We start from the raw sequence: 12,939 nt of genomic DNA, 5'->3' as shown, positions 1-12,939 counted from the left end.
CAAGAAGGTCGAAATGACAAAACTCGTTTCCAAATGGAATTACCCGACGACCGTCCGCTTCGGCGCCGGACGCATCAAGGAACTGCCGGAGGTGCTGGCGGCGACCGGCATCAAGCGGCCGCTGTTCGTCACCGACCCGGGACTGGCCAAGCTGCCGGTGGTGGCCTCGACGCTGAAGATCCTCGACGACGCCAAGGTGCCGTATGGCGTGTTTTCCGAGGTCAAGCCGAACCCGGTCGATTCCAACCTGACCGCCGGCATCGCCGTGTTCAAGAAGGGCAAGCATGACGGCGTCATCGCCTTTGGCGGCGGCTCGGCACTCGACCTCGGCAAGCTGATCGCCTTCCAGGCCGGGCAGACGCGGCCGGTCTGGGATTTCGAGGATGTCGGCGACTGGTGGACGCGCGCCGATGCCGATGCGATCGCGCCGATCATCGCGGTGCCGACCACGGCCGGCACCGGCTCGGAGGTCGGCCGCGCCGGCGTCATCACCAATGAAGCGACCCACACAAAGAAGGTCATCTTCCATCCGAAACTTTTGCCTGCGATCGTCATTGCCGATCCGGAACTGTCGGTCGGCATGCCCGGTTTCATCACCGCCGGCACCGGTATGGATGCGCTCGCCCACTGCCTCGAAGCCTATTGCGCGCCGGGCTATCACCCGATGGCCGACGGCATCGCCGTGGAAGGCATCAGGCTGGTCTTCGAAAACCTGCCGAAAGCCTATGCCAACGGCAAGGATCTGGTCGCCCGCGCCAATATGATGAGCGCCGCTGCGATGGGCGCGGCCGCCTTCCAAAAGGGCCTTGGCGCCATTCATTCGCTGTCGCATCCGATCGGCGCGCTCTACGACACCCACCACGGCATGACCAACGCAGTGTTCATGCCCTATGTGCTGGCCTTCAATCGCGAGGCGATCGAGCCGCGCATCGCCCGGCTCGCCGCCTATTGCGGCATCAAGGGCGGTTTCGACGGCTTTGCCAAGGGGATCGTCAAGCTGCGCAAGGAGCTCAAGGTGCCGCACGCGCTGCCCGGCCTGATCAAGGGGCTCGACATGGACAAGAAGCGCAAGGGCCTGATCGCCGACATGGCGGTGGTCGATCCGACCGCCGGCGGCAACCCGGTCAAGCTGACCAAGAAGGCGGCGCTGACGCTGCTGGAAAACGCCATCGCCGGCGCCGTCTGAGGCAACTTCAGCATTGCAAATCCATTTGGGAAAAAAGAGGCGAAGAAAGGGGGAAAGGATGAAAGGCAAGGCCGAAACTAGTTAGCCGGAAAAATAACGGCGTAGCGATTGCTACAGCCGGTTAAAAAGAGTTTACTTTTTCGTACTGCAGGGCATCGCTTTCACAAAGCTTTCATCTGGCTGTCACACGAAAACGATACCGCATCGCAGGCGTCCAACGGCGTCAGTTCAACGGAGAGAACACATGTTCAAATTCACGGGAAAACTGCTTTCCCTTTCGGCCGTCGCCCTGATGGCGACCTCTGCCATCTCGTCGGCCCAGTCCATGGATGAACTGGTCGCCGCAGCCAAGGCGGAAGGCCAGCTCACCACGATCGCGCTGCCGCACAGCTGGTGCGGCTATGGCGACGTCATCGCCGGCTTCAAGGCAAAATATCCGGGGATCACCGTCAACGAACTCAATCCCGATGCCGGCTCCGGCGACGAGATCGAGGCGATCAAGGCCAACAAGGACAATAAAGGCCCGCAGGCGCCTGATGTCATCGACGTCGGCCTGTCTTTCGGCCCGTCCGCCAAGGCAGATAACCTGATCCAACCCTACAAGGTGTCGACCTGGGATACGATCCCTGACAGCGCCAAGGATGCCGATGGCTTCTGGACCGGCGACTACTACGGCGTGCTCGCCTTCGGCGTGAACAAAGCCGTCGTGCAGAACGCGCCACAGGACTGGGCTGACCTGCAGAAGCCGGAATATGCCAACTCGGTGGCGCTCGCCGGTGACCCGCGCACGTCGAACAACGCCGTCATGTCGGTCTACGCTTCGGGCCTCGCGGCTGGCGGTACCGGCGGCCAGGACGCCGCCGCCAAGGGTCTGCAATTCTTCAAGCAGCTCAACGATGCCGGCAACTTCGTGCCGGTCGACGCTGAAGCGGCAGCTGTCGCCCAGGGCACGACGCCGATCGTGATGAACTGGGACTACAACCTGCTTGCCATGCGCGACAAGATGGCCGGCAATCCGGAAATCGAAATCGTCGTGCCAAAGGGAGCGGTGGTCGCAGGCGTCTACGTTCAGGCGATCAGTGCCTATGCGCCGCACCCGAATGCCGCCAAGTTGTGGATGGAGTATCTCTATTCGGACGAAGGCCAGCTCGGTTGGCTGAAGGGCTACTGCCACCCGATCCGCTTCAACGATCTCGCCAAGAAGGGCGTGATCCCGAAGGAGATGCTGGACAAGCTGCCGGCCGCCGAGAACTATGAAAAAGCGGTCTTCCCTACTTTGGAGGAACAGAACGCTGCCAAGAAGGAAATCAGCACGAACTGGGATGCCATCGTTGGCGCCGTCGTGAAGTAATTCATAGGGCGCTGGGCGGTTCGCCGCCCGGCGCCCTATGCCAACTTCGGGAACTCCATGGCAGATTCCACAATGTCCCAGACAGCCAGCGTCAGTCCTGGCGCGCCGGAGATCAGCCGCCTTCGGCTGCCACTGCATTGGTTAGGCGTAACTCCGTTCTTCATTTTCGCGCTGCTCTTTCTGATCTTGCCCACGGTAGGGCTGATCGCGGGCGCGTTCAAAAATGCAGCTGGCGACTATACGCTCGATAACATCATAGCGTTGTCGCAACCCAAGCTCGCGGCGGCCTATTGGGTATCCATTCAGATCAGCTTTGTTTCTGCGATCCTTGGCGCCTTGATCGGCCTGGCAATGGCCGTGGCAGTCGTTCGCGGAGGTTTGCCGTCGTGGTTACGCTCGGCGACCTTGACCTTCTCGGGCGTCGCCTCGAATTTCGCCGGCGTGCCGCTGGCATTCTCGTTCATCGCGACGCTAGGTCGGCTCGGAGTGGCGACAATCCTGTTGCGAGACATTTTCGGCATCAACATCTATTCGCTCGGCTTCAGTATCTTTTCGTTTTGGGGCCTAATCCTCACCTACCTTTATTTCCAGATTCCATTGATGATTGTCATCATCACGCCGGCGGTCGATGGGCTGAAGAAGGAATGGGGTGAAGCTGCCGCCACGCTCGGCGCAAGCAATTGGCAATATTGGCGCATGGTGGTCATCCCGGTCTTATGGCCGAGTTTTCTCGGTACGACGGTCCTCCTCTTTGCCAACGCGTTCGGGGCGGTCGCAACAGCCTATGCACTGACGGGGCCGTCACTCAACATCGTGCCCATCCAGCTGTTCGCGCAGATTCGCGGCGACGTGCTTTACAATCCGAATCTAGGCTACGCGCTTGCATTCGGCATGATAGTCATCACCGGCTTGGCCAACCTCTTCTATATCTTGTTCCAACGGCGAGCCGAGCGGTGGCTGAAATGAAGCAAGGCAGCCGCTTTTGGGCTTGGCTCGTTTTTGGCGTGGGAACCGCCTATTTTGTCCTGCCGCTTTTGGCGACCTTTGAATTCTCCTTGCGTAAGCGGCGCGGGGAATACTCCTTTGACGCCTACCGCTCAGTCTTCGAAGATCCGAATTTCCAGACGACATTTACCTACTCCGTCGTTGTGGCGGTTTTCACCATTCTTTTGGGCGTGCTCCTCGTTGTCCCGACGGCCTACTGGATTCGGCTGCGGCTACCGAATCTGCGGCCGCTCGTAGAGTTCATCACTCTGCTGCCGCTGGTTATTCCCGCTATCGTCATCGTCTTCGGCTACATCAGAATGTTCGGTTCGAATTCAACGCTGCCTTTCCTGGCGACAGCGCGCGGCACCGATGTTCTGCTGGTCATCGGCTATGCAGTGCTGGCGCTGCCTTATATGTACCGGGCGGTCGATACCGGTCTCAGGACCATCGACGTCAGAACGCTCACCGAAGCCGCACAAATCCTCGGCGCCGGCTGGACCACCATCATCGCCCGCATCATCCTGCCGAACGTACTGATCGCCGTCTTATCCGGCGCGTTCCTGAGTTTTGCCATCGTCATCGGCGAGTTCACCATGGCCTCGCTGTTGAATCGCCCAGCCTTCGGCCCCTATCTGCAGAACATCGGCGCCAACAGTGCCTATGAGCCGTCGGCACTGGCGATCATTTCGTTCGCCATCACCTGGGGCTGCATGTCGCTGATCCAGATCCTGTCGCGCTTCGCGCCGAAATCGGCAAACCGCCCGAACTGATCGAAAGAAAAAGTCATGGCCGAGCCATTCCTCTCAATACAGCAGGTGCAAAAATCCTTCGGCGCCACCCCCGTGGTGCAGGATTTCAACCTCGACGTCGAGCCGGGCGAATTCGTCTCCTTCCTCGGGCCATCGGGCTGCGGCAAGACGACGGTGCTGCGCATGGTCGCCGGCTTCGAGGAGCCGAGCGCCGGCAAGATCGTGGTGGCCGGCAAGGACATCACCCGGCTCAAGCCCAACCAGCGCAATGTCGGCATGGTGTTCCAGGCTTACGCGCTGTTTCCGAATCTGACCGTGGCGCAGAACATCGGCTTCGGGCTGAAGGTCGCGGGCATGCCCAAGCCCGATGCCGACAGGCGCGTTGCCGAGATGCTCGACCTCATCAAGCTGCCGCAGATGGGCGATCGCTATCCCTATCAGCTCTCCGGTGGCCAGCAGCAGCGTATCGCGCTGGCGCGGGCCATCGCGCCGAAGCCGAAGCTCCTGCTGCTCGACGAGCCGTTGTCGGCGCTCGATGCCAAGGTGCGCGTATCGCTGCGCGAGGAAATCCGCTCGATCCAGAAGAAGCTCGGCATCACCACCATCTTCGTCACCCACGATCAGGAAGAGGCGCTGTCGATTTCCGACCGCATCGCTGTGATGTATGGCGGCAAGGCCGAGCAAGTCGGCACGCCGTTCGAGATCTACAACCGGCCGGCAACCAAATTCGTCGCCAATTTCGTCGGCACGCTGAACGTGCTGGAAGGCACGGTCACCGACGCGGCTTCGGGCAAGGTGCGCGTCAACTCGCAAGAGGTCTCGCTCAAGGGCAAGCTCAACGGCTCGAAGTCCGGGGACACGCTGTCGCTGGCGTTGCGGCCCGAGGCGATCTCGCTCGGCCGCCACCCCGGCCGCGACTCCAGCCTTTCGGGCGAAATCGCCGAGGTGCATTTCCTCGGTTCGGTGATCCGGGTGCGCGTCGGCATCGGCGGCAGCACGGTCTCGCTAGACACATTCAACAGCCCGGCAACGCCGCCGCCTGCCGTCGGCGAAAAGGCCGAGATTTCGTTCTCGTCCGGCGACATGCTTGTGCTGCATTGAGGCAGTTCTGGAAAAACTGTTCCACATTTTCCTGGGATCGCCTTCAGGCGATCCGCCAATAGACAGGCGGATTTGCCTCGGCGCGAGCAAAAGAACCGGATCTGCTCAGACCCAAGCTTGGTAGCGTGACAATTGTCGATCGGACGAATATACGGAGGTCGCGACGGTGTGATTTCCTGTGCTCCACATTTAGTCAGGGAATGTTGCAATCGCGGTCAATCTCATGCGTCAAAAGAGACAAGCAGACCGCCAAGGGAAACCCGCTGGGGAGTGAAGATTGATCCTTGAATTGGAATTGTCTGCAGCCGGTTTTGTGACCTGCAGTTTGGGACATTTTGGCTGATGGGCTCCAGCAATTTCCTGGACTCTGAAGACGCTGTGCGCAGGTTGCCTGGTCATCCGGAACAGGCCGACTTGGCGCGCGCAGCGTATTTCCATCAACTGAAATCGATGCCGGCGCGCCGCTATCATGGAAGTGCCGAGTTGCGCCGCAATTTGCCGAAGCAGCTTGGGCGAGCCTTTGATCTCGGGGTGGGCAATGGAACCCTGTCTCTTGCGTCGGCGGCCGATGGATGGCAGGTCACGGCGGTTGAGCCGGACCCTAGCGCGTTGACCGGAACTGATGCGATTCGGGCGCCCGCCAGAAACACCGGTACGCGCATTGATGTCGTCGAAGCCGGTCACCTGGTATCGTTCATTTGTGAAAAGGAAGATCGTGATGTCGGCTAAAGGGGTCGAAGAAGCGCGGCCGATAACAGTCACTGATACCGCGGCTGACATCTACTCGGACAGTCAGTACCTTGCCAACAATCCTGACTGGCATCTGGCCGATACAGCCTGGAAGGCGCGCGAGATCGCAAACATCCTGGAGCGCAACAATGTTGTCTGGCGCGACGCCGTCGAGGTCGGCTGCGGCAGCGGCGGCATCGTCGGCAAATTGGCCGCGCAATATCCGGGCAGACCTATTCATGGATACGATATTTCCGAAGACGCAGCAAAACTCTGGCCGCTGCAAAAGGCGTCTGGCGCGATCTTCCACCACGAGGATTTTCTGGCGACCAAGTCAGTGCATGACCTTGTCATGCTGATCGACGTCTTCGAACATGTCGAAGACTATATGGGCTTTTTGCGGGCACTGCGCCCGCACGGCCGCTATCACGTTTTTCATATTCCTTTGGACCTTCACGTCCAGGGACTGGTTCGGCGAGCTTACATGCACGCACGTCAGAAGGTGGGGCATCTCCATTATTTCACGCGCGAGACCGCGCTTGCGACGCTTGAGGACACGGGTTACACGGTGGTCGATTGGCACTTTACCGACGTGGCGGGCGAAGCCAACGTTTCCACGAGGCCTCTGCGCACCAAATTGCTCAATCCAGTGCGCAAACTGATAGGCAGCGTTGCCCCCGCTACCAGCGCGCTGCTGCTGGGCGGCTTTTCCCTCATGGTGCTCTGCCGGCCGCGCGATGATCCGTCCGCCCCGGCTGCCATGCCCTTGTGAACTTCAGATAGCCGGAGAGAAATCCTGATGACGAATCCCCAACGCGTCCTCGTTACGGGCGGAGCTGGTTTCATAGGCTGGCGGTGCGCGCGAAATCTCGCCAAGGACGGCGCTCGGGTGTTGATCGCCGATAATCTTTCGGTCGGCATGCCGATGCCTGACATGGACGGATGCGAGACGCGGGAGATCGACATCCGCGACAAGAGTGGGATGGTAGAGTTGGCTGAGGGTTTCAAGCCCGACACCATTATCCACCTGGCGGCTATTCACCACATTCCGACATGCGAGCGACAGCGCGCCTATGCGTTGGACGTGAACGTGGTCGGCACCGAAATCGTCCTCGATGCTGCTGAAAAGGCTGGTGTCGGAACGGTCGTGCTGGCGTCCAGCGGCGCGGTGTACGACTGGGTCGATGCCCCGCTCGACGAGGATGCGACCAGGACCTGGCCTTGCGACAACTATGCTCTGTCCAAGCTGACCAATGAAAGCCAGCTTCGTTTCTGGGCCGACAGGACCGGCGGGAGGGGGCGTGTGGCGCGCATCTTCAACACTATCGGCCATGACGACCCCAATGCGCATCTCATTCCCGATATTCTCAACCAGCTCTACAATGCCAAGGGCCAGGCCAGGATCGCATTGGGCAATCTGAAACCGCGGCGCGACTACATCCATGCGGAGGATACCGCTGCCGGGGTGGCGGCTTTGGCCGGCGACACTGGTGAGGCGAGTTTCGATGTCATGAATATCGGTTCCGGCAGGGACGCATCGGTGGAGGAGCTTGTTCGCCTGATCGGAGCGGCGATGAAGGTCGATATCGAGATCGTCGAGGACAAGGCGCGCTTACGCAGGGTCGACCGCGCAACGCAACTGGCCAAGGTGGACAAGATCGGAAATCGAGTTGGCTGGTCCGCCAAGATCGAACTTCCAGCCGCCGTGGCCGATATCGTGCGCGGGTTTCCTTTCAAAAAGGCAGGCTGAGGCATCGAGGGGCGAAGATGATTACCGCGGGCTTCACGCTCATCGGCCGAGGCAACTGGTCAGGTGGGGAGACCTACCTGCGCAACATGCTCGGCGTTATTTCCAGCGAATTGGCCGGGAAGTTGCAGGCCAAGCTGTTCTTAACTCCGGCGCAGGCAGAAAAGATCGGCACATCGATGGATGCTTTCCTGGCCGCGCCGCCGATCGTCGATGCGAAGGTTGCTGATTTTGGCCGCGGTCGCAACGCCATCCGGGCGCTGGCCAGCGGCAGCGACGCCGATGCGGCACGGATACTAAGCCACGAAGGCGTCGACGTGGTGTTCGAGCCGGCGCAGTTCTACGGCAACCGTTTTCCGATTTCTGTCGTATCGTGGATTCCTGACTTCCAGCACCGACACTTGCCACACCTGTTCTCGCGCTCCATGTGGTGGCGTCGCGATTTGGGATACCGTCTGCAGACGTCCGGCAAACGCATCATCCTGTTGTCGAGCGATGACGCCAGGCGGGACTGCGAGACGTATTATCCCGCAGCACGCGGCAAGACGGCGGTCGTTCGGTTTGCAATCGATCTTGATCCGGCCCCGCATATAGCAAGGCAGGCGGAGGTGATCGCACGGTATGAACTGCCGCAGCGTTATTTCTACCTACCGAACCAGTTCTGGTCGCACAAGAACCATGGGCTTGTGATCAAAGCATTGGCGCACATATCGGCAAATGGCGGGCTTGATAAGGTTGCCCCCGTGATCTTGACCGGGCGAACCGAAGACCCGCGCAATCCCCGACATTTCGACCAGTTGCTGGCTAGCGCCAGGGAGGCCGGCGTGTCGGGTCATTTCCGTCATCTGGGCCTTGTGCCTTACGAGGATGTGTTCGGCCTCAACGCTGCTTCCGATGCTCTCATCAATCCTTCGCTGTTCGAGGGCTGGTCAACCACGGTCGAGGAAGCCAAGGCGCTCGGCACACGGATGCTCCTCTCGGATATCAGCCTTCATCGGGAGCAGGCGCCAAACGCGACGTTCTTTCCGGTCGACGATGCCGTGGCGTTAGCGTCCGCCATGGTCACCATGTCTCAGGGACCGGCGCGAACGCATGAAAAGGCCGAAAAGCTGCGTGCCGATCATGCGGCGCGTCGCCAGATGTATGCGGACGCGCTTCTTGGAGCATTCCAGCGCGCCGCCGCAGTTCGCTGACCGCCCTCAGTCATGATCGAACCGTCCAGGCCCCTGCCGTCGGTCGCTTTTCACGGTTATAACTGGGCATGGCGCTTTTTGAACTGACCCTTGTTCTTCTCCTGGCCGCGGTCGCCCTGACGGCGTTGTCACGGCGTCTGCAGATTCCCTATCCTTCGTTGCTGGCGCTGGCCGGCGCCGGCATAGCCTTCCTGCCGTTTGCACCGACCATCGAGATCGACCCGGAGCTGGCGCTCGCTCTGTTCATCGCGCCGGTGCTGCTCGACGCGGCCTATGACACGTCGCTGCGCGATCTCAACCGCTACAAGGTTTCGCTCATCCTGCTGGCGCTCGGCGCCGTCATCTTTACCACCGTGACCGTGGCATTTGTCGGTTGGACGATGGCAGGCCTGCCCATTGCCGCGGCCATAGCACTTGGGGCGATCGTGGCGCCGCCCGATGCCGTCGCAGCCGCGGCCGTGCTCGGACAGTTCAAGGTGCCGCACCGCATCACCGCCATCCTGGAAGGCGAGAGCCTGCTCAACGACGCCACGGCGCTGTTGATCTACAGGATGTCGGTTTCCGCAGCCGCCGGCTCCATCCTGTTCAGCAGTGCCGTACCAATGATCCTGCTGTCGACGGTTGGCAGCCTTGCCGCAGGCTATGTGCTCGGCCGGTTGTCTCTCGCGATACTCGGCCGCATCGACGACCCGGCGAGCGGCACCGTGGTGCAATTCGCCTCAACGTTCGGCGTCTGGATCCTGGCCGACAGGATAGGGCTTTCCGCCATCATCACGATCGTCGTCTATGCCATGACGATCGCACGTACGTCGCCGCGCCGCATGCCGGCAAGGAATCGTGTCAGTTCCTACTCGGTCTGGGAGACGGCGGTGTTCGTGCTCAATGTCTTGGCCTTCGTTCTGATGGGACTTCAGGCACGGTTGATCGTCGGCCGCCTTGCTGAGCAGGGGCAGGTCGAAGCATTCATCTTCGCCGCAGCCGTGCTGGCTGTCGTCATCGTCTCGCGGCTGGTCTGGGTGCTGGGCTGTGGCGCGATTCTCAGAAGGCTGGCACGTCTGGGCGATGAGGACAGGCGGAGAGACGCTCCGACATTTCGCGGCGGCGTGCTCATCGGCTGGTGCGGCATGCGCGGCCTGGTGACGCTTGCGGCAGCCTTCGCCTTGCCGGCCGATTTTCCCGGCCGCGACCCGATCGTGCTCGCCGCTTTCACTGTCGTGCTCGGCACGCTGGTGCTGCAAGGCGTCAGCCTGAAGCCGTTGCTGCTTCTGCTCAATTTCGACCCCGACCAGACCGTCGACCGGGAGGTCGCGCAGGCGCGCGTCGCCATCATGCAGGCGGCGCTGGACGTGCTGAGCGGCAAGACATCGAGTGCGGCAGGGGCGGTGCGAGAGCAATATGCGGCGCAGCGCGCCATCGCCGAAAACCCGGAGGATGCCCAGGCCGCGACCGAGTATGACAGATTGCGTCTTTATGCCATCAAGAGCCAGCGCGATGCGCTGGAGCGTTTGCGCATCGACGGAACGATCGGCGACGAAGCCTACCACCGCCTTGAGGAAGAAATCGACTGGTCGGAACTGGCAGCATCCCCGCCCGGTCGGTTCCAGCCGCTGACCACTTAAAGCGCGTCGCGTTTGGACAGCCTCTTGCGACGCGCTTTAAGTTTTTGTCTCTATGCATGTCGTTATCCCAAAACCGCTGCGCACTTTTGGGCGACAAGCATTAGCATCTGGCCCAAGCTCCCTCCGCCCGGCTGCACATTGCAAGGCTGTCAGCGAACGGCTACTGCCAGCAGGAAACTGAGCCGGATAAGCAATGAAGCTGGTCAGCTACAACATCCAGTACGGCTTCGGCAGCGATGGCCGCTACGATCTGGCGCGCTGCGCCAAGGTCGTTGCCGGCGCCGACATCATCGCCTTACAGGAAGTGGAGCGGCACTGGTTGCGCAGCAACGAGGACGACCAGCCGGAACTTCTTTCGCAATTGCTGCCCGACTACCATTGGGTCTATGGCCCGGCCTTCGACATGGATGCCAGCCGACGGCGTGAAGGCCGCATCGTCAACCGGCGGCGGCAATTCGGCACCATGCTTCTGTCGAAGCTGCCGATCGCCTGGTCGCGGCTGCACACGCTGCCGCTCAGGCGCACGCTGCGGCCGCTCAACACCCGCAATGCCGCACTCGAGTGCATGATCCGCACCCCTGCCGGCCCGGTGCGGGTGCTGTCGCTGCATCTGGCACATATTGCCGCCGAGGAGCGGCTGGAGCAGATCGAATACCTGCTCGCCGAGCATCACCGGGCGCCGTCCGAGGGCGGGCCATGGAGCGGTGCCGACGATGAGCCGGCGCGCAACTGGAGCAATGGCGAACAGGAGCCGGAAAGCCCGCTGGCGGCGATCTGGATGGGCGACTTCAACATGGAGCCGGGCAGCGCCGAGTACCGCCGCATCGCCGGCAGCGCGCCCTATCATCGCGGTGCCGCCTATCTCGACGGTTTTGTCGATGCCGCCGCCGTCGCCATGGAACCGACAACGGATTTCCATACCCATGTGAAGACCATCGACGGCAGAGTAGCAAAGCGCCGGCTCGACCATTGCTTCGTCGGCGGCATGTTTGCCGGGCGCGTGCGTTCGGTCAGTGCCGATGTCGGCCAAATCGCCTCCGATCATTTTCCGCTCTGGGTCGATATCGACATGGAAGCGCCGGTAGCCACCGGGATCGGCGGCGGATGAGCCGCCGATGAGCCTGTTTGTCTTTTTCGCGGTGCTTGCCGCTGCGGCCATGCATGCGATCTGGAACGCGCTGGTCAAGGTCCATCTCGACCGTTTCCTGTCGATTACGCTGATGACGGCCGGCATGGGTGCCGCCGCGCTGGTGACGTTGCCTTTCGTCGAGGTGCCGAAGCCGGAAGTGTGGCCATACATCCTCGCCTCGGTTGTCTTCCACATGGGCTACAGGACGTTCCTGATCGGTGCCTACAAGGCCGGCGATTTCGCCCAGACCTATCCGCTGGCGCGCGGCACCGCGCCGCTATTGGCTGCTTTGGGGGGCATTGTGGTTGTGGCCGAGATGCCGGCGCCGCTCGCTATCGTCGGCATCGTCTTGTTGTCGGCGGGCACGCTGGTGCTGTCGTTTCGCGGCGGCGCGCATCTGGAGAAGTTGAACCTGCGCGCCGTCGGCTTCGCGCTGGGCACATCGATCTTCATCGCCAGCTATACGCTGTCGGACGGCAGCGGCGCGCGGCTCGCCGCCACCGCGTCGAGTTATGCGGCCTGGCTGTTCGTCTGCGACGCGCTGTGGGCGCTGGTGCTGTGCGTCGTCTTTCGCGGCCCACGGGCGCTGCCGGTGCTGGCGCGCGACTGGAAGGCGGGAATCTATACCGGCGTGCTCAGCGGCGGCGCCTACTGGATCGTGATGTGGGCGATGACCAAGGCTCCGATCGCCTCGGTGGCGTCGCTGCGCGAAACATCGATCCTGTTCGCCATGATGATCTCGGTGTTCGCGCTCGGCGAGAAGATGACGGCATGGCGAGGTGCTGCGGTGCTTAGCATCGTCGCCGGCGTCGTTGCGCTGAGACTGGGATAGTCACGCGATCTCCAGGTCGCACACTATCAGCCCGTCCGTGCCACCTTCGAGCGCCGCGACCAGTCTCGCGCCGGCTCGCTGGTGCGCTTCATGCTCCAGATAGGCATCGCGCGCCGCGGCATCGCGAAAGTCGATGGTGAAGCCGTGCGTGAAGCCGCGGGCGAAGGGTTCTGGGCTGGTGTTGGCGCTGAACTCGACCTTGCCCATGCCGTCGATCACCGGCCGCAACGCTTCGAGATCGCCATGGATTGCCGCGCGCTCGGCGATGGCGACATCGTTGCGGAATCTGACGAAAACACAGTGCCTGATCATTCTT

13 protein-coding genes are annotated in these 12,939 nt (G+C 61.5%); 12 read left to right on the top strand and 1 reads right to left on the bottom strand.

All coding sequences use genetic code 11. From position 1 onward, the window contains the following. Window positions 1-13: 13 nt before the first annotated feature. The 12 genes from NKH05_RS12765 to NKH05_RS12710 all read left to right on the top strand — a co-directional run bounded on the left by NKH05_RS12765 (window position 14) and on the right by NKH05_RS12710 (window position 12,623). Entirely contained in the window at window positions 14-1,186 is a 1,173-nt protein-coding gene (locus tag NKH05_RS12765; RefSeq protein ID WP_353025485.1) for an iron-containing alcohol dehydrogenase, read from the top strand. Between the two features lie 244 nt (window positions 1,187-1,430). Then, window positions 1,431-2,537 carry an ABC transporter substrate-binding protein gene (locus NKH05_RS12760; protein ID WP_023719042.1) on the top strand — a complete coding sequence of 369 codons (1,107 nt, stop codon included), beginning with the start codon at window positions 1,431-1,433 and terminating at the stop codon, window positions 2,535-2,537. A gap of 72 nt (window positions 2,538-2,609) precedes the next feature. Beyond that, window positions 2,610-3,503 (top strand): ABC transporter permease, encoded by an 894-nt coding sequence (locus tag NKH05_RS12755; RefSeq protein ID WP_031194018.1) that lies wholly within the window; start codon window positions 2,610-2,612, stop codon window positions 3,501-3,503. Then, entirely contained in the window at window positions 3,500-4,294 is a 795-nt protein-coding gene (locus NKH05_RS12750; RefSeq protein WP_352484656.1) for an ABC transporter permease, read from the top strand. The genes NKH05_RS12755 and NKH05_RS12750 overlap by 4 nt, the downstream gene beginning before the upstream one ends. Before the next feature lie 15 nt (window positions 4,295-4,309). Next, window positions 4,310-5,374: an ABC transporter ATP-binding protein gene (locus NKH05_RS12745; RefSeq protein WP_353025484.1), complete on the top strand. Its 1,065-nt coding sequence runs from the start codon at window positions 4,310-4,312 to the stop codon at window positions 5,372-5,374. 342 nt (window positions 5,375-5,716) lie between these two features. Beyond that, on the top strand, window positions 5,717-6,103 hold the full coding sequence (locus NKH05_RS12740) for a class I SAM-dependent methyltransferase (RefSeq protein WP_023719046.1): 387 nt from the start codon (window positions 5,717-5,719) through the stop codon (window positions 6,101-6,103). Next, complete coding sequence (locus NKH05_RS12735) at window positions 6,039-6,875, top strand: class I SAM-dependent methyltransferase (RefSeq protein WP_198030481.1); 837 nt, start codon at window positions 6,039-6,041, stop codon at window positions 6,873-6,875. The genes NKH05_RS12740 and NKH05_RS12735 overlap by 65 nt, the downstream gene beginning before the upstream one ends. A 27-nt stretch (window positions 6,876-6,902) precedes the next feature. Next, entirely contained in the window at window positions 6,903-7,853 is a 951-nt protein-coding gene (locus NKH05_RS12730) for an NAD-dependent epimerase/dehydratase family protein (RefSeq protein WP_352494692.1), read from the top strand. Between the two features lie 17 nt (window positions 7,854-7,870). Beyond that, window positions 7,871-9,043 carry a glycosyltransferase family 4 protein gene (locus NKH05_RS12725; protein WP_023719048.1) on the top strand — a complete coding sequence of 391 codons (1,173 nt, stop codon included), beginning with the start codon at window positions 7,871-7,873 and terminating at the stop codon, window positions 9,041-9,043. A gap of 68 nt (window positions 9,044-9,111) precedes the next feature. Then, window positions 9,112-10,662: a cation:proton antiporter gene (locus NKH05_RS12720; RefSeq protein WP_352494694.1), complete on the top strand. Its 1,551-nt coding sequence runs from the start codon at window positions 9,112-9,114 to the stop codon at window positions 10,660-10,662. A gap of 193 nt (window positions 10,663-10,855) precedes the next feature. Next, on the top strand, window positions 10,856-11,770 hold the full coding sequence (locus NKH05_RS12715; protein ID WP_352494695.1) for an endonuclease/exonuclease/phosphatase family protein: 915 nt from the start codon (window positions 10,856-10,858) through the stop codon (window positions 11,768-11,770). 7 nt (window positions 11,771-11,777) lie between these two features. Next, a complete protein-coding gene (locus NKH05_RS12710) occupies window positions 11,778-12,623 on the top strand; it encodes an EamA family transporter (protein ID WP_023719051.1) in 846 nt (281 codons plus the stop codon). Here the strand turns inward: NKH05_RS12710 and NKH05_RS12705 are convergent, their stop codons facing one another. Beyond that, on the bottom strand, window positions 12,624-12,935 hold the full coding sequence (locus NKH05_RS12705) for a Dabb family protein (protein WP_023719052.1): 312 nt from the start codon (window positions 12,933-12,935) through the stop codon (window positions 12,624-12,626). It abuts the gene before it with no gap. Window positions 12,936-12,939 lie beyond the last annotated feature (4 nt).

This window comes from Mesorhizobium sp. M1399 (genome assembly GCF_040317735.1).
Taxonomy (GTDB): domain Bacteria; phylum Pseudomonadota; class Alphaproteobacteria; order Rhizobiales; family Rhizobiaceae; genus Mesorhizobium.
The sequence above is the reverse complement of the archived record's forward strand: the minus strand, read 5'-3'. Positions and strand labels throughout refer to the sequence as shown.

Coding starts and splice junctions, on each gene's coding strand:
- NKH05_RS12705 (WP_023719052.1), bottom strand. CDS start 12,935: ATGATCAGGCACTGTGTTTTCGTCAGATTCCGCAACGATGTCGCCATC.
- NKH05_RS12720 (WP_352494694.1), top strand. CDS start 9,112: ATGGCGCTTTTTGAACTGACCCTTGTTCTTCTCCTGGCCGCGGTCGCC.
- NKH05_RS12745 (WP_353025484.1), top strand. CDS start 4,310: ATGGCCGAGCCATTCCTCTCAATACAGCAGGTGCAAAAATCCTTCGGC.
- NKH05_RS12740 (WP_023719046.1), top strand. CDS start 5,717: ATGGGCTCCAGCAATTTCCTGGACTCTGAAGACGCTGTGCGCAGGTTG.
- NKH05_RS12730 (WP_352494692.1), top strand. CDS start 6,903: ATGACGAATCCCCAACGCGTCCTCGTTACGGGCGGAGCTGGTTTCATA.
- NKH05_RS12735 (WP_198030481.1), top strand. CDS start 6,039: ATGTCGTCGAAGCCGGTCACCTGGTATCGTTCATTTGTGAAAAGGAAG.
- NKH05_RS12715 (WP_352494695.1), top strand. CDS start 10,856: ATGAAGCTGGTCAGCTACAACATCCAGTACGGCTTCGGCAGCGATGGC.
- NKH05_RS12710 (WP_023719051.1), top strand. CDS start 11,778: ATGAGCCTGTTTGTCTTTTTCGCGGTGCTTGCCGCTGCGGCCATGCAT.
- NKH05_RS12765 (WP_353025485.1), top strand. CDS start 14: ATGACAAAACTCGTTTCCAAATGGAATTACCCGACGACCGTCCGCTTC.
- NKH05_RS12725 (WP_023719048.1), top strand. CDS start 7,871: ATGATTACCGCGGGCTTCACGCTCATCGGCCGAGGCAACTGGTCAGGT.
- NKH05_RS12760 (WP_023719042.1), top strand. CDS start 1,431: ATGTTCAAATTCACGGGAAAACTGCTTTCCCTTTCGGCCGTCGCCCTG.
- NKH05_RS12755 (WP_031194018.1), top strand. CDS start 2,610: ATGTCCCAGACAGCCAGCGTCAGTCCTGGCGCGCCGGAGATCAGCCGC.
- NKH05_RS12750 (WP_352484656.1), top strand. CDS start 3,500: ATGAAGCAAGGCAGCCGCTTTTGGGCTTGGCTCGTTTTTGGCGTGGGA.